The 14,712-nt window shown below is 42.1% G+C and carries 15 protein-coding genes; 8 read left to right on the plus strand and 7 right to left on the minus strand.

Annotation, left to right across the window (positions count from 1 at the left end):
- Nucleotides 1-44 precede the first annotated feature (44 nt).
- A complete protein-coding gene (pyk, locus tag LGZ98_RS03435) occupies nucleotides 45-1,487 on the minus strand; it encodes a pyruvate kinase (protein ID WP_113040638.1) in 1,443 nt (480 codons plus the stop codon).
- Between the two features lie 674 nt (nucleotides 1,488-2,161).
- Nucleotides 2,162-3,022, minus strand: coding sequence for a MurR/RpiR family transcriptional regulator (locus tag LGZ98_RS03440; protein ID WP_113040637.1), 861 nt, complete (start codon nucleotides 3,020-3,022; stop codon nucleotides 2,162-2,164).
- 342 nt (nucleotides 3,023-3,364) lie between these two features.
- Here LGZ98_RS03440 and zwf point away from each other — a divergent pair, with 342 nt between their 5' ends.
- The 3 genes from zwf to mdtI all read left to right on the plus strand — a co-directional run bounded on the left by zwf (nucleotide 3,365) and on the right by mdtI (nucleotide 6,090).
- Nucleotides 3,365-4,840 carry a glucose-6-phosphate dehydrogenase gene (zwf, locus tag LGZ98_RS03445; protein WP_113040636.1) on the plus strand — a complete coding sequence of 492 codons (1,476 nt, stop codon included), beginning with the start codon at nucleotides 3,365-3,367 and terminating at the stop codon, nucleotides 4,838-4,840.
- Nucleotides 4,841-5,339: 499 nt separating this feature from the next.
- The gene (gene mdtJ / locus LGZ98_RS03450) at nucleotides 5,340-5,756 is read left to right on the plus strand and encodes a multidrug/spermidine efflux SMR transporter subunit MdtJ (protein ID WP_112896147.1); all 417 of its coding nucleotides are present in this window, start codon (nucleotides 5,340-5,342) and stop codon (nucleotides 5,754-5,756) included.
- Between the two features lies 1 nt (nucleotide 5,757).
- Nucleotides 5,758-6,090 (plus strand): multidrug/spermidine efflux SMR transporter subunit MdtI, encoded by a 333-nt coding sequence (gene mdtI, locus LGZ98_RS03455; RefSeq protein WP_113040635.1) that lies wholly within the window; start codon nucleotides 5,758-5,760, stop codon nucleotides 6,088-6,090.
- Nucleotides 6,091-6,157: 67 nt separating this feature from the next.
- On the opposite strand, the gene LGZ98_RS03460 is transcribed toward mdtI, so the two are convergent.
- The 4 genes from LGZ98_RS03460 to LGZ98_RS03475 form a co-directional block, all read right to left on the minus strand.
- Nucleotides 6,158-6,403, minus strand: a complete 246-nt coding sequence (locus LGZ98_RS03460) for a hypothetical protein (protein WP_262977725.1) — start codon at nucleotides 6,401-6,403, stop codon at nucleotides 6,158-6,160.
- Complete coding sequence (locus tag LGZ98_RS03465) at nucleotides 6,369-6,605, minus strand: hypothetical protein (protein ID WP_113040634.1); 237 nt, start codon at nucleotides 6,603-6,605, stop codon at nucleotides 6,369-6,371. Before LGZ98_RS03465 ends, LGZ98_RS03460 begins: the two co-directional genes overlap by 35 nt.
- Nucleotides 6,606-7,131: 526 nt before the next feature.
- The gene (locus tag LGZ98_RS03470) at nucleotides 7,132-7,392 is read right to left on the minus strand and encodes a hypothetical protein (RefSeq protein WP_191214690.1); all 261 of its coding nucleotides are present in this window, start codon (nucleotides 7,390-7,392) and stop codon (nucleotides 7,132-7,134) included.
- On the minus strand, nucleotides 7,382-7,714 hold the full coding sequence (locus LGZ98_RS03475; RefSeq protein ID WP_262977726.1) for a helix-turn-helix transcriptional regulator: 333 nt from the start codon (nucleotides 7,712-7,714) through the stop codon (nucleotides 7,382-7,384). Before LGZ98_RS03475 ends, LGZ98_RS03470 begins: the two co-directional genes overlap by 11 nt.
- Before the next feature lie 85 nt (nucleotides 7,715-7,799).
- On the opposite strand from LGZ98_RS03475, the gene LGZ98_RS03480 reads away from it, so the two are divergent.
- Nucleotides 7,800-7,934 (plus strand): hypothetical protein, encoded by a 135-nt coding sequence (locus LGZ98_RS03480; RefSeq protein WP_262977727.1) that lies wholly within the window; start codon nucleotides 7,800-7,802, stop codon nucleotides 7,932-7,934.
- 270 nt (nucleotides 7,935-8,204) lie between these two features.
- On the opposite strand, the gene LGZ98_RS03485 is transcribed toward LGZ98_RS03480, so the two are convergent.
- Nucleotides 8,205-8,549, minus strand: a complete 345-nt coding sequence (locus LGZ98_RS03485; RefSeq protein WP_113040632.1) for a RidA family protein — start codon at nucleotides 8,547-8,549, stop codon at nucleotides 8,205-8,207.
- 100 nt (nucleotides 8,550-8,649) lie between these two features.
- On the opposite strand from LGZ98_RS03485, the gene LGZ98_RS03490 reads away from it, so the two are divergent.
- From LGZ98_RS03490 to fadD, 4 genes are all read left to right on the plus strand, one after another.
- Nucleotides 8,650-10,560 (plus strand): DNA repair helicase YoaA, encoded by a 1,911-nt coding sequence (locus tag LGZ98_RS03490; RefSeq protein ID WP_262977728.1) that lies wholly within the window; start codon nucleotides 8,650-8,652, stop codon nucleotides 10,558-10,560.
- Between the two features lie 193 nt (nucleotides 10,561-10,753).
- Nucleotides 10,754-11,449: a tRNA (adenosine(37)-N6)-threonylcarbamoyltransferase complex dimerization subunit type 1 TsaB gene (gene tsaB, locus LGZ98_RS03495; protein WP_113040630.1), complete on the plus strand. Its 696-nt coding sequence runs from the start codon at nucleotides 10,754-10,756 to the stop codon at nucleotides 11,447-11,449.
- Nucleotides 11,450-11,547: 98 nt separating this feature from the next.
- Complete coding sequence (locus LGZ98_RS03500) at nucleotides 11,548-12,129, plus strand: Slp family lipoprotein (RefSeq protein ID WP_113040629.1); 582 nt, start codon at nucleotides 11,548-11,550, stop codon at nucleotides 12,127-12,129.
- 831 nt (nucleotides 12,130-12,960) lie between these two features.
- Nucleotides 12,961-14,649 (plus strand): long-chain-fatty-acid--CoA ligase FadD, encoded by a 1,689-nt coding sequence (gene fadD / locus LGZ98_RS03505; protein WP_113040628.1) that lies wholly within the window; start codon nucleotides 12,961-12,963, stop codon nucleotides 14,647-14,649.
- Nucleotides 14,650-14,712: the final 63 nt, after the last annotated feature.

Genomic DNA, 14,712 nt, shown 5'->3' on the forward strand with positions numbered 1-14,712 from the left:
TCTAACCTGATTGTCGAAAACTTGGCGCTAAATGTAATAAAGTTTTATTCCACTTCAAGAATACGGCAGGTATTAGTACTGCCAATTGTTCCCATCTGATCACCCTGAGTAACCAGAACAAGGTCGCCGGAAACCAAATAACCTTTATCACGCAGACGATTAACTGCTTCATTGGCTGCTGTTATACCGTCAGTATGACTGCTGCAATAAACGGGTGTTACACCACGGTAAAGAGCCGTTTGGTTTAAGGTTTTTTCATGACGAGACATAGAGAATATGGGGAGACCAGAACTAATGCGAGACATGATACGAGTGGTGCGACCTGATTCGGTCATTGCAATAATGGCTTTAACCCCATTTAGGTGGTTTGCTGCGTACATGGTAGACATCGCAATGGCTTCTTCGATACTGTCAAAAATTGTGTCTAGCCGATGTTTCGATACGTTGAGTCCGGGCATTTTTTCTGCTCCGAGACAGACTCGCGCCATTGCGGCAACCGTTTCGGCAGGGTATTGGCCCGCAGCGGTTTCAGCGGAGAGCATCACGGCGTCAGTGCCGTCAAGAACGGCGTTTGCCACATCCATCACTTCTGCACGGGTAGGCATTGGGTTGGTGATCATCGATTCCATCATCTGGGTCGCGGTAATCACTACACGATTCAGTTGGCGGGCCCGGCGAATGAGTTTTTTCTGAACACCAACTAACTCTGGATCACCGATTTCTACGCCAAGGTCACCACGGGCGACCATGACGACATCAGAAGCCAGAATGATTTCATCAATGGTTTTATCGCTGCTAACGGCCTCTGCGCGTTCAACTTTTGCCACGATCTGCGTTTCACAGCCCGCGTCTCGCGCCAGGCGGCGAGCATAGTTAAGATCTTCACCGGTGCGGGGGAAAGAGATAGCAAGGTAATCAACGCCAATTCTGGCCGCCGTAATAATGTCTTCTTTATCTTTTTCGGTCAGGGCTTCAGCGGATAATCCACCGCCCAGTTTGTTGATGCCCTTATTGTTGGATAGCGGGCCACCCACTGTCACTTCAGTGAATACTTTCATGCCCTGAACTGTTAATACTTTCAGTTGAACACGGCCATCATCCAGCAACAAAATGTCACCCGGTACAACATCCGTGGGTAATCCTTTGTAATCGATACCGACTTTCTCCTTATCGCCTTCGCCTTTACCAAGATTGGCATCAAGCAGAAATTTATCTCCGACATTCAGGAAAATTTTGCCCTCTTTAAACGTTGATACGCGAATTTTAGGTCCTTGAAGATCGCCAAGAATGGCAACATGGCACCCCAGGCGGGCTGCGATCTCGCGGATTTTGTTGGCGCGCTGGAGATGATCTTCGGCGGTACCGTGGGAAAAGTTAAGGCGGACTACGTTTGCACCCGCAGCAATAATCTTTTCAAGATTATTATCGCGGTCGGTAGCCGGGCCAAGTGTAGTAACAATCTTCGTTCTTCTGAGCCGTCTGGACATATTTTACTCCGTTGACCTGTGAGTATGGGTATTTGTGATATAAAAATAATCAATAATCTATTAATTATCCTATAAAACGAGTAAAAAAACCTCTTCGGCAATCCAACTATCAAGGCTGTTTATAGATTACTTTTGTGGTTTACCTCTGTGGCAAGGCCGTAAGCGACTATCGTGGGGCTTTTTGTGACTCGTATCAACACATCCTGATATGACCGTTGCCGCATTTCTATCCTATCACGATTTGTTCCCGGTTTATCGATAATCTAATAGTGTCTTGGAAGTTCTGGCAATGATGGAAAGTGGTAGTCACATTTACTGAAATCTGGCAATACTTGGAATTGGAAGAGGGGAAACTCCAGGATGGGTATGTTGTAAAGTATAAATGACAAGTCAAAAATCGTCGATTTCACAATAAATTTCATCTAAATTATTCATGCCTGAGGTTCTCCATGATCGTGTTTTCTTTATCAAAAACTTTAATCGTGCCTCAGGCACTTAGTTCCCTTCTTAAGCGAAGCTCAGGTTAACTAAATAACATAGGATTTTCTTGATATAATTATGTAATTTCTCGCTTCACTTGGCTAGTGAAGATTATTTATCAATGCTCAATGGGCTATAAACGATCGCTGACTACGCAATTATTGCGAGTCAGCCTAATAGAGAGAGGACTATTTTCAGGTCGGGGGAAAGTCAATTTTATCAAAGCGTGAATTTCGTAGCGCTTCTTTGACTCTTTTCAAGTTATCTCTGAATTTTGAACCACGGCGCAGGGTAAAACCCGTAGCTAAAACATCAATAACAGTTAATTGAGCGATTCTTGAGACCATTGGCATATAAATATCTGTATCTTCCGGGACGTCCAGAAGAATGGCGAGCGTTGCTTCGTGGGCGAGGGGAGAATCTTGGGAGGTAATTGCGATAACTGTCGCATCATTTTCTCGCGCAAGTTGTGCTGCTTCAACCAAACTTTTAGTTCTGCCGGTATGGGAGATGAGTACGACGACATCACCTTCGGCACTGTTAATACAGCTCATCCGTTGCATCACAATGTCATCAAAATAGATAACGGGAATATTGAACCGGAAAAATTTATTCATTGCGTCATGGGCGACGGCCGCAGAAGCCCCCAAGCCAAAAAATGAGATTTTCCGGGCTTGAGTCAGTAAATCAACAGCTCGGTTAATGGCTGTAATATCCAAATTGTTTTTGACGGTATCCAGAGTTGCCATTACCGATTCAAATATCTTATTGGTGTAGGCACTAACTGTATCGCTCTCTTCAACATTGCGATTTACATAAGGCGTACCATTGGCAAGACTTTGGGCTAGATGGAGTTTGAAATCGGGAAAACCTTTAGTATCCAGACGGCGGCAAAAACGGTTAACCGTGGGTTCACTGACTTCTGCCATTTTTGCCAGTGTTGCGATACTGGCATGAATCGCAGTTTGTGGTGAAGCCAGGATTGTCTGCGCCACTTTTTTTTCTGACTTACTCAAAAATTCGATACTGTTTTGGACCCGTTCCAGTGTATTCATAAAACGCAGTTACCTGTGGTTTTGACGATTTCATTCAGAGAAGAAATCTATATAAATTTTATGAAAATATACTATTAGCAAATTGAAGCTGGCAGTAGGAAGTTACAATAATTTAATGTTTTTCATAAAAGTATGACAAGTGTCTAACTTTCACATTGGTAATTATCTTTCATAAACGTTGCAAAATTACATAAATTTATCACATCTTTATCATAGATAAAACACATTGTTAACATAAGGTGATGGTTATTCGTTATCGCTGTTTACGCGCCATGGTCAAAAGAGTACATTACTGGTTAATGCTGTAACAAAATTACAATATCCCGCAACGAGGAGAGACATATGGCGGTTACTTCTACAGCTCAGGCTTGTGATTTAGTCATTTTTGGCGCTAAAGGGGATTTGGCACGCCGGAAATTATTGCCTTCCCTTTATCAGCTTGAGAAAGCGGGTTATATTCACCCAGAAACCCGGATTATTGGTGTTGGCCGGGCTGATTGGGATAAAACAGCTTATACCAAGGTTGTTGAAGAAGCTTTAAATACATTCTTGCCAGAAAAATTAGATTCAGAATTATGGAAGACATTGAGTGAGCGTTTGGCGTTCTGCAATCTGGATGTTAATCAAAGGGAAGACTTTGCCAAATTGAAGGCAATTCTTAAGCAGGAGAATCGGCCTGCAATCCATTATTTTGCGATGCCACCAAGTACTTTTGGTTCGGTTTGTCACGGGTTGGGCCTTGCAGGGCTAAATAAAGAGCCAAATCGAGTTGTGATGGAAAAGCCTTTAGGGGTCGATCTTGAATCATCCAAAGCCATTAATGATGAAGTGGCAAAATATTTCAATGAGCGTCAGGTTTATCGCATTGATCATTATCTGGGTAAAGAAACCGTATTGAATCTGTTGGCGCTGCGGTTTGCCAATTCCCTGTTTGTGAATAATTGGGATAACCGGACAATTGATCATGTACAAATTACGGTAGCTGAAGAAGTCGGTATTGAAGGCCGTTGGGGTTATTTTGACCAAGCCGGACAGATGCGCGATATGATTCAGAATCACCTGTTGCAAATATTGACCATGATTGCTATGTCTCCTCCGGCAGATCTGACGACAGACCGTATCCGTGATGAAAAAGTAAAAGTATTGCGTTCTCTGCGCCGTATTGATCACACGAATGTGCGGGAGAAGACGGTACGAGGTCAATACACTGCCGGTTTTGTTCAGGGGCATAAGGTACCTGGGTATCTGGAAGAAGAGGGGGCGAACCAGTCCAGCCGGACGGAAACTTTTGTCTCTATCCGTGTCGATATTGATGACTGGCGTTGGGCCGGGGTTCCTTTCTATCTGAGAACCGGTAAACGTCTACCAACGAAATGTTCTGAGGTGGTAGTTTATTTTAAAAAGCCCGCGCTGAATTTGTTCTCTGAATCTTATCAACAACTACCGCAGAACAAGCTAACGATTCGTCTGCAACCGGATGAAGGTATTGATATTGAAGTGCTGAACAAAGCCCCAGGACTGGAACACAAGCATCGCCTGCAAACCACTAAGCTGGATCTGAGTTTTTCTGAAACGTTTAACCATATTCCATTGGCGGATGCTTATGAGAGGTTACTGCTGGAGGCTATGCGGGGTATTCAGGCGCTATTCGTTCGTCGTGATGAAGTGGAAGAAGCGTGGAAATGGGTTGATTCTATTATGAATGCATGGGCGGCGGATAATGATGCGCCTAAGCCTTATCAGGCGGGAACGTGGGGGCCGGTTGCTTCTGTTGCTATGATCACCCGCGATGGTCGTTCGTGGAATGAATTTGAATAATTGACAAACCTTTCTGTTGAAGCTCAAGCCGCGCTATAAGCGGCTTGGGTTATATCGTGAAGGTATCAGCTTATATTAATATCAATTCTGTTTTTCTATTCAACGTTGTTTATCAGATAAAAAAATAAATGAGATTTGGTGGTTGCTTTCTATTATCTTATATGGTAGAAGTACTAAGAAAATTAACACTATTTATTTATGAGGATTCTTAGTATATCGCGCAGAATATCGGTGCGATGAAGGAATGAAATATCATGAACAGCGCCAAAAGCGTCAAGTTTCAAAGTTCCACTCACATGCTTTTCCTTTCTGCCATTTTATCCAGTGAGCATTACTGGTGCAGTTCATTATAGCGTCTGACTCCTGTTAACCGGTTTTCAACCGGTATTTCTGTTTCGTCAAAAACGCAGGTTATTATTTCTCATCTTATATATGGGTGGGTTTAGGTTATTTATAGCTGCGTCTTGACGTGCGTATTTGCGTGGTCGGGAGAAAGAAAATGATTTATTGGTTGTTCCTTGCAATGGCAATTATTACCGAAGTTATCGGTACCTTATCGATGAAACATGCCAGCGTTTCCGGTGGTGTAGTTGGCATGGCCGTTATGTACATCATGATCGCCACATCCTATATCTTGTTGGCAATGGCGGTGAAAAAAGTGGCACTGGGCGTTGCGTATGCTTTGTGGGAAGGGGTTGGTATTCTATTTATTACTGTTTTTAGTGTCATGTGGTTTGATGAATCACTGTCATTGATGAAAGTAGGGGGATTGGTTCTGCTGATAACAGGGATTATGTTGATTAAATCTGGTACTAGAAAAGCCGCAGTCAAAAAATCGGCAGAGGTAGTGAAGCAGATGGCAAATAAGGCTGTCAGTGTCGCAACAACCAAAAACGGTAAAATAAAGGAGGCATAACATGTTGCAACAATTTGAATGGTGGCATGCGGCGTTCTTATTCCTTGCTATAGCGTTGGATATTTTAGCGAATATTTTACTGAAAATTTCTGATGGTTTTAGACGTCCTTGGATGGGTATTCTTTCGCTTATTACTGTTCTTGGGGCGTTCAGTGCGCTTGCTCAGGCAGTGAAGGGAATTGAGCTTTCCGTTGCTTATGCCTTATGGGGTGCTTTCGGTATTATCGCGACAGTTGCTGCTGGCTGGATTATGTTTAATCAGCGTTTGAATTGTAAAGGTTGGGGTGGAATTGCCTTGTTGCTGTTGGGTGTAATGATGATCAAGATGGCTTAGGCCATATTAATTTTTAAAGTCAGGACAAAGATGCGTTATTGGCGTTCAGGTTTTTAACTAACGAATTTTATTGTTTATTTCTTATATTATTTGCTGGCATGCAACTAGCAACTATTTTGCATAATAACCAGCAGATACGAATATACCCGTTATCTTTCAAGTTGCCTCTTTGTTGGCTGCACTCACTCACCCCGGTCACATAGTTATCTATGCTTCCGGGGATTCGCTCCCTTGCCGTCGCGATGCATCTTGAAATCCATAGGGTATATAAGTGACTTTTAGCAGGTAAAACAGACGTCTGGTTTATGACCATCTTTTACTCGACAACCAGGACACCAAGATTGAACAATATAGCGGCCATCACCCATATCCCTCATACCAAAGTCTTCATAGTGATAAAAAACATGTTGACCCATTGAGGCGGAACAACATGGGCAACTTTTATAGATCTTGCCTTCTACTTCCGCAACAACGGAATCATGAAGGGAATCATGACAACCTGAACAAACATCCATAACATGCTCCATACCAAGTGATAAAAGTTATTGAAGATTAGGCCATGTTTATATTCACTAAACAGTGACCAGACACTGATGTGCTTATTAGAAAGTATGGACGACGCATAAGTATAATTCAACATTGAAAAGGTAAATAAATAGAAAGTCCATTTGGTGAGTTAACTCTGCCAGATGAAATTAATGCGATTTGTGATAAGTAATATTGGAAATTATTTTATTACACTTAGTCATCGAAGGTTTATCTACGAATTAAAAATAGTCTAATTTAAAATTATTCCTAAAATGGGCCATTACTAAAGTAGGTGTTTTGGCCTGTAAGATTGATTTATAATAAGTTTATATATACCCGTCATCTTTCAAGCTGCCTCTTTGTTGGCTGCACTCACTCACCCCGGTCACATCGTTATCTATGCTCCCGGGGATTCGTTCCCTTGCCGCCGCGATGCAACTTGAAATCCATAGGGTATACAGGCTCTTAAAATTCTCAAAAAGCTATAGAAAATGGATTTAAAAATTGTCTATGCTAGAGCAACTTTTTATCTATTTCACTTAATTCAGCTTCTTCACAGATACTGTTCCAATTATCTTGGATTATTGATATTTGTTTATTAAAGATTTCTTTTGCTTTTTTCTCTGAAATATTAAAATTATGCGCAGTTTCCAAACTTTTACCATAGTTAAATAAAATGCGGCCATTAAATTCTTCTAGGCGGCCAGCCACCACTGGCTCAGTTTGTTCTGGTAACCATATCCAGACATAAGCTTCTTTGTTGTTAGAAATCATCGTACACTTCTCTCTCTTTTTCCTGAATACGTTGTGGTAACAAAACTAGCTTATCTCTCGTTTGTTTTATACGTGCTGAGATAGGAAGCTTATCGCTGTCAAACAAGTTGATACCTACAAGGTTAGCTAGCTCAAATGCTAATCCTATAGAGCAACCCATATCTCCGCTTTCAATTTTTTGCAGTGTGGTTCTGGATATACCAGCACGTTCTGCCAAATTCTTTTCTGACCAATGGCGCCGTTTTCTACCTAACTTGATTTGTTCTCCGAGTAACATGACTGCTTCTTTAGAGAATTTTGAATAGGCTCTATGTTTTAACATATTCCCTCCTTATGACCATTATAATGGTCATTGATGGTCTTAATGACCACTATAATAGTCATTATCATGGTTTATCAAAATAAGAATGTCAACATTAGATGATCATTATAATGGTCATCTTATAGTTCAAGGCAAAGGCATAGGAGGAAGGTTAGAAATGTTGGGTATTAATATTCCACTTGGAACAATGGATAATGTAGTTCATGAAAATATCGATTAATATTTTATTTTAAAATGTTATTGCAACTAAATTAACAGGGGAAATCATATCTTACCTATATTAATAACACCTATACCCTATGGATTTCAAGGTGCATCGCGGCGGCAAGGGAGCGAATCCCCGGGAGCATAGATAACTATGTGACCGGGGTGAGTGAGTGCAGCCAACAAAGAGGCAACTTGAAAGATAACGGGTATATTGGGATATTCTGAATAACCTCCATATAATTAAAATATAAATGTAGGCGATAGAGAATATCCCAAATTAATATTAAATACCTGCGATAACTTTTATCTCGACTTTGTATTTGGGATTCATTAGCTTAGCTTCAACTGTGCAGCGTACAGGTGCGCTTCCTGCAACAACCCATGCATCCCAGGCGGCATTCATGCCAGCAAACTCTTTTCCATCAGCCAGAAAAATAGTAGCGTCAATAATTTTGCTTTTATCAGAACCGAGACGCTGTAACATGGTATCAATAGCGGCCAACGTATTCGCTGTTTGCTCAGTAATATCACCATCCAGATTTTCCGGTACGGCAGTGTAGTAAATGGTTTTATTGTAAACTACCGCTTCAGACCAGCGATCCTGTGGATAAATACGTTCAATTGTCATGGATACTTCTTCCTGTGAATAACTATCTGCCTGATTTTGGGTGGTGATCAGAACATACTATTGGCATAATCTCCATCCATTCTATTGAAAGAGACGGTTTGTGTCAGACGATTTTGCGAAAAATGGTGCCCTTGCTAAAGCAATAACAGGTTTTAAACCCCGTGATGCTCAAAGAGAAATGGCAGTGGCTATTGAGTGTGCGATTAAAAACCATCAACAATTGGTTGTAGAAGCAGGCACGGGAACAGGTAAGACATTTGCCTATTTAGCACCCGCGTTGCGTTCTGGGCAGAAAGTTATCATTTCCACCGGTTCTAAGGCATTACAGGATCAGCTCTATAATCGTGATTTACCGACAGTCGCTGAAGCAATTAATTTCACCGGTAAATTGGCGTTGTTGAAAGGTCGCGCGAATTATCTGTGCTTGGAACGGTTGGAACAGCACTCTTTTGGGGGCGGGCAATTGGAAGCAGAAATTCTGTCAGATATTGTTCGGCTAAGAGGCTGGTCGTCACAAACTGAAGAGGGTGATGTCAGTACTTGTCACCAAGTGGCGGAAGATAGCCAGGTTTGGCCGTTGGTCACCAGTACGAACGATAACTGCCTTGGCAGTGATTGCCCACGTTATCAGGAATGCTTTGTACTCAAAGCCCGCCGTCGGGCAATGGAGGCAGATGTTATCGTTGTTAACCATCATCTGTTTATGGCGGATATGGTGGTGAAAGAAACGGGATTTGGTGAGTTGATCCCGCAAGCAGAAGTCAAGATATTTGATGAGGCACATCAAGTCCCTGATATTGCTAGTCAATATTTTGGTCAGCAATTAAGTAGCCGCCAACTGATGGATCTCTCAAGAGATATCACTATGGCGTATCGCACGGAAGTTCGAGATCAAGTTCAATTACAAAAGAGCGCAGATCGTCTGAGTCAGAGTACACAAGATTTCCGGCTAGCGTTGGGAGAGAATGGTTATCGGGGTAATTTGCGGGAGTTATTGCAAAATCCGCAAGTCCAGCGAGCATTAGTATTGCTTGATGATGCGCTTGAGCTTTGTTATGACGTGATAAAATTATCTTTAGGGCGTTCAGTCATGTTGGATGCGGCATTTGAAAGGGCAACAATTTATCGTAATCGTCTTAAGCGCTTGAAAGAGGTGACTATTCCCGGTTATAGCTATTGGTTTGAAAGTTATGGTCGTTATTTTCTTTTAGCACTCACACCGCTGTCTGTTGCCGACAAATTTAGTGAGATAATTAATGAGCAATCTGGTTGTTGGGTGTTTACCTCAGCGACACTCTCTGTTAACGAGCAACTTTCCCATTTCACTGAACGACTAGGTTTAAAAGAGGCGAAAACGTTATTACTGCCAAGTCCATTTGATTATCAAAGTCAGACACTACTTTGTGTTCCCCGTCATCTACCATCACCAAATCAGCTTGGTAGTGCAAAATGGTTGGCAGAGATGCTCAAGCCACTCATTGAAGCTAATAAAGGTCGATGTTTCTTTTTATGTACTTCACACCAGATGATGCGAAGTCTGGCTGAATCGTTCCGTGCCAACATGACATTGCCGGTTTTGGTTCAAGGTGAAACCAGCAAAGGTCAGCTACTTTCGCAATTTATTGCCGCCGGCAACGCTTTATTGGTGGCAACCAGCAGTTTTTGGGAAGGTGTCGATGTGCGCGGCGAGGTGCTTTCCTGTGTCATTATCGATAAATTGCCCTTTACGGCACCGGATGATCCACTGCTAAAAGCCCGTATTGAAGATTGCCAACTTAGAGGTGGTGATGCATTTAATGAAGTTCAGTTGCCGGATGCGGTGATTAGTCTGAAACAGGGTGTCGGGCGGCTTATTCGTGATATTGATGATTATGGTGTTGTTGTCATTTGTGATAATCGTTTAGTTATGCGTCCATATGGTGAGGTGTTTTTGAATAGTTTACCACCTTCACCACGAACCCGAGATTTAACGAAAGCGGTCGCTTTCTTGCAAGCCCGGCAATCTGGGTAAAATCGACTGGGTTATGATAAAATAGCACCTTAATTTTGGATTATACCCTATGGATTTCAAGATGCATCGCGACGGCAAGGGAGCGAATCCCCGGGAGCATAGGTAACTATGTGACCGGGGTGAGCGAGTGCCGCCAACAAAGAGGCAACTTGAAAGATGACGGGTATATATTTCTTGCCGAGGTGCTTAAGGCATGCCTGTACGAATTCTGGCTATTGATACTGCAACGGAAGCCTGTTCTGTTGCTCTTTGGAATGATGGTGCCGTTTTGGCACAGTTTGAAATTTCTCCACGTGAACACACGCAACGTATTTTACCTATGGTTCAATCTGTTCTGGCAGAAGCGGGGATGAGTTTACAACAGCTTGACGCTTTAGCTTTTGGCCGTGGACCGGGTAGTTTTACCGGTGTACGTATTGGTGTTGGTATTGCTCAGGGCTTGGCACTGGGGGCTGAACTGCCGGTGATTGGTGTGTCAACGCTCAATGCAATGGCTCAAGGTGTTTTTCGTCTGCTAGGTGCAACTCAGGTATTAACCGCCATTGATGCCCGGATGGGAGAAGTTTACTGGGGGCAATATATCCGTAATCAGCAAGGTGAATGGCAAGGAAGTGAAACAGAAGCAGTGTTGAAACCGGAACAGGTACAGGCATTCATGGCTTCATTAAGTGGCGATTGGGTGGCTGCTGGTACTGGCTGGCAGGCTTATCCTCAGTTGATGACAAGTCATTTGACGCTAACTGATAGTAGTATCACATTACCTCATGCTGAAGATATGTTACCTCTGGCAATACAGATGTGGCAAAACGGTGAGGTGACGGCCGTAGAACATGCTGAACCGGTATACTTGCGTAATGAAGTTACTTGGAAAAAATTACCGGGCCGTTAAGTATCTATTGATGAAACTTGTAGTAAAAGAAAGTATCAAATAATAGACAGAGTTATTTTAAGCATCATGATTGGGACAATTTTCAGGAGAAGGTGGTTATGTTAAGAGTAATAAACTACCGGACGAGTATTAACGCGCTAATCTTATTAGGCGCTGTAATGCTTACAGGCTGTATCACCGTTCCTGATTCAATAAAAGGAACGTCACCAACGCCTGTTCAAGATCTGCTTTCTGTTAAGAGTACGCCTGAGCTGTTTATCGGGCAGGAAGGGCGATTCGGCGGCAAGGTACTTGATGTAGTAAATGAAAATCACCGTACTCGTCTGGAAATATCGTCATTGCCATTAGCATCGGATGCCAGTCCAGAATTAGATGAGCCTTCCCTTGGCCGTATCTATGTTTATGTTAATGATTTCCTTGATCCTGACGATTTTAAAGGAAATTACGTCACTGTCGTAGGTCCGATAGTGGGATTAAAAAAGGGAAAAATTGGTTGTGCGGATTACGCTTATGTTGTGATTAATGCAATGGGTTATCAACGCTGGAAAGTTGTTCAGCGAGTATTAATGCCTTATGGTCCGGGGCCTTGGAATTATTATGGCTATCCATATTATTCAGGTTGGGGATGGAATTGGTATTACCCCGACCCCACACCGGTTGAGACTATTTTGACCAGATAGAGTTATTTCAATCGGGATTGTTGATATACACTTTGTGACATTGTAACTTTCTTTCCAGTTTGAGCCGCCGCAATAATATGTGGCGGTAATTCATCTGTTATTTCCTATCTATACCCGTCATCTTTCAAGTTGCCTCTTTGTTGGCTGCACTCACTCACCCCGGTCACATAGTTCTCTATGCTCCCGGGGATTCGCTCCCTGGCCGTCGCGATGCATCTTGAAATCCATAGGGTATATATTTGGATTGATCGTTAATTTCATCGCAATTCTTGTGCCCAAACCCGCAGTCATCTCTTCTACTAGAATTTTCTGTAGTTCATTAGGAATAGTCAATTTCATACGCGGGTAGGGTTTGATCACCGAGTACTTTTGGTAAGAGTTCTTCTGGAAAAAGGGACACAGCTTGGCGCTCTATGTCGCTGATAGTAGCACTATCTTTATAGGTTGCTCTTCTGACCGTAATGTTATTTATAATAATTTTTTATTACCATTGGTTTTTTAATAATGCATTGGAATAGACGAAAGCAATAAATGCTATTTCAAAAATGCTATCTTAAGCAAAAAATAAGTAGGTCAATGTATAATCAATAGCTACAAAGTTAAATATTAACTTTTGCAATAATATACTGATAAATAAAAATAATTTACAGACAACACAGTTCTCTTTGTTTTTATGTATCAGGATTAACGTGAAATTAGTGATGTGTATCTCAACCTGAACAATGTTTCTTTTTTAAACTGGTACGCTGAGTTAATAATTTGTTAAATCAAAGCGTGCGTTATTTATTAGGCGAGTGATAACATAGCAATTAAAATTTCAGGAGTACTACCTTGGAGAAAGTCTGGCTAAAACATTATCCGGCGGATGTTCCTGCGGAAATTGACCCGGATCGTTATGCATCATTGGTTGAGATGTTTGAAAATGCCGTAGCGCACTATGCGGATCAACCTGCATTTATCAATATGGGTGAGATTATGACCTTTCGTAAGTTGGAAGAGCGTAGTCGGGCATTTGCAGCATATTTGCAAAATGGTTTGGGATTAAGTAAAGGAGATCGCGTTGCGCTGATGATGCCAAACCTGCTGCAATATCCCGTTGCACTGTTTGGTGTTCTACGTGCAGGTATGATTGTCGTAAATGTCAACCCGCTGTATACGCCACGTGAGCTTGAACATCAGCTTAATGACAGCGGCACTTCCGCTATTGTGATCGTCTCCAATTTTGCCCATACATTGGAAAAGATCGTTTTTAATACTAAAGTTAAGCATGTTATTTTGACGCGTATGGGGGACCAACTATCTCGTCCTAAAGGTACGTTGGTTGATTTTGCGGTGAAATATGTTAAACGGCTGGTACCGAAGTATAATCTGCCTGATGCCATTTCATTTCGTTGTGCGATACAGAAAGGTTATCGCATGCAATATGTAAAACCAGAAATTAACGGTAATGATTTGGCTTTTCTGCAATATACTGGTGGCACCACTGGCGTAGCTAAGGGGGCTATGCTGACTCACCGTAATATTTTGGCAAATCTTGAACAGGCAAAAGCGGTTTATTCTCCATTATTACGTGTAGGCCAAGAGCTGATTGTTACGGCGTTGCCTCTTTATCACATATTTGCGTTAATGGTAAATTGCTTGTTACTTATTTACTTGGGTGGGTGCAATCTTCTGATCACTAACCCGCGTGATATTACGGGTACAGCTAAAGAATTAGGTCGTTATCCGTTCACTTCTGTCACCGGGGTAAATACATTGTTCAATGCTTGGTTGAATAATGAAGAATTTAAGAAGCTTGATTTTTCTACACTGCGTCTGGTTGTTGGTGGTGGTATGCCGGTACAGAAAGCGGTTGCTGAGAAATGGGCAAAAGTGACAGGCACCAATCTGCTTGAAGGTTATGGTCTGACAGAATGTTCACCTTTGGTTTCCTGTAATCCTTATAATTCGAAACATTACACTGGCAGTATTGGTTTCCCGGTCTCTTCAACGGAAATCAAACTTATGGGTGATGATGGTAATGAGGTAGAGATGGGCCAGCAGGGAGAATTGTGGATACGTGGCCCACAGGTGATGGTTGGTTATTGGAATCGTCCTGATGCAACAGAAGAAGTGTTGAAAGATGGTTGGGTAGCAACGGGTGATATTGCGAATATTAATGAACAAGGTTTCATTCGTATCGTCGATCGTAAAAAAGATATGATTTTGGTTTCTGGTTTCAATGTGTATCCTAATGAAGTTGAAGATGTTGTATCAGCTCACCCTAAAGTGCTAGAGTCAGCAGCAATAGGGGTATCAAGCGAAAGTTCCGGTGAAACTGTCAAAGTATTTGTGGTTCGGATAGATCCTAGTTTGACCGAGGATGAACTTAAAACCCATTGTCGTCGTTATCTAACAGGGTATAAAGTACCAAAGATCATTGAGTTCCGGGATGAATTACCTAAGTCTAATGTAGGTAAAATTCTTCGTAGGGAACTGCGTGATGAAGAGGAAAAGGTCAGGAATGTAGCTATAGCCTGAGCTCCTCTTCATAATATTGATAAGCACGACAACGCCGGTATTAGCCGGCGTTGTCGTGCTTAT

It is taken from the genome of Photorhabdus kayaii (assembly GCF_025384895.1).
Lineage (GTDB): Bacteria > Pseudomonadota > Gammaproteobacteria > Enterobacterales > Enterobacteriaceae > Photorhabdus > Photorhabdus kayaii.

What these genes read in the sequence shown, in the direction of transcription:
- pyk (WP_113040638.1), bottom strand. Translation starts at nt 1,487, where the DNA reads ATGTCCAGACGGCTCAGAAGAACGAAGATTGTTACTACACTTGGCCCG.
- LGZ98_RS03440 (WP_113040637.1), bottom strand. Translation starts at nt 3,022, where the DNA reads ATGAATACACTGGAACGGGTCCAAAACAGTATCGAATTTTTGAGTAAG.
- zwf (WP_113040636.1), top strand. Translation starts at nt 3,365, where the DNA reads ATGGCGGTTACTTCTACAGCTCAGGCTTGTGATTTAGTCATTTTTGGC.
- mdtJ (WP_112896147.1), top strand. Translation starts at nt 5,340, where the DNA reads ATGATTTATTGGTTGTTCCTTGCAATGGCAATTATTACCGAAGTTATC.
- mdtI (WP_113040635.1), top strand. Translation starts at nt 5,758, where the DNA reads ATGTTGCAACAATTTGAATGGTGGCATGCGGCGTTCTTATTCCTTGCT.
- LGZ98_RS03460 (WP_262977725.1), bottom strand. Translation starts at nt 6,403, where the DNA reads ATGGTCATAAACCAGACGTCTGTTTTACCTGCTAAAAGTCACTTATAT.
- LGZ98_RS03465 (WP_113040634.1), bottom strand. Translation starts at nt 6,605, where the DNA reads ATGGATGTTTGTTCAGGTTGTCATGATTCCCTTCATGATTCCGTTGTT.
- LGZ98_RS03470 (WP_191214690.1), bottom strand. Translation starts at nt 7,392, where the DNA reads ATGATTTCTAACAACAAAGAAGCTTATGTCTGGATATGGTTACCAGAA.
- LGZ98_RS03475 (WP_262977726.1), bottom strand. Translation starts at nt 7,714, where the DNA reads ATGTTAAAACATAGAGCCTATTCAAAATTCTCTAAAGAAGCAGTCATG.
- LGZ98_RS03480 (WP_262977727.1), top strand. Translation starts at nt 7,800, where the DNA reads ATGTCAACATTAGATGATCATTATAATGGTCATCTTATAGTTCAAGGC.
- LGZ98_RS03485 (WP_113040632.1), bottom strand. Translation starts at nt 8,549, where the DNA reads ATGACAATTGAACGTATTTATCCACAGGATCGCTGGTCTGAAGCGGTA.
- tsaB (WP_113040630.1), top strand. Translation starts at nt 10,754, where the DNA reads ATGCCTGTACGAATTCTGGCTATTGATACTGCAACGGAAGCCTGTTCT.
- LGZ98_RS03500 (WP_113040629.1), top strand. Translation starts at nt 11,548, where the DNA reads ATGTTAAGAGTAATAAACTACCGGACGAGTATTAACGCGCTAATCTTA.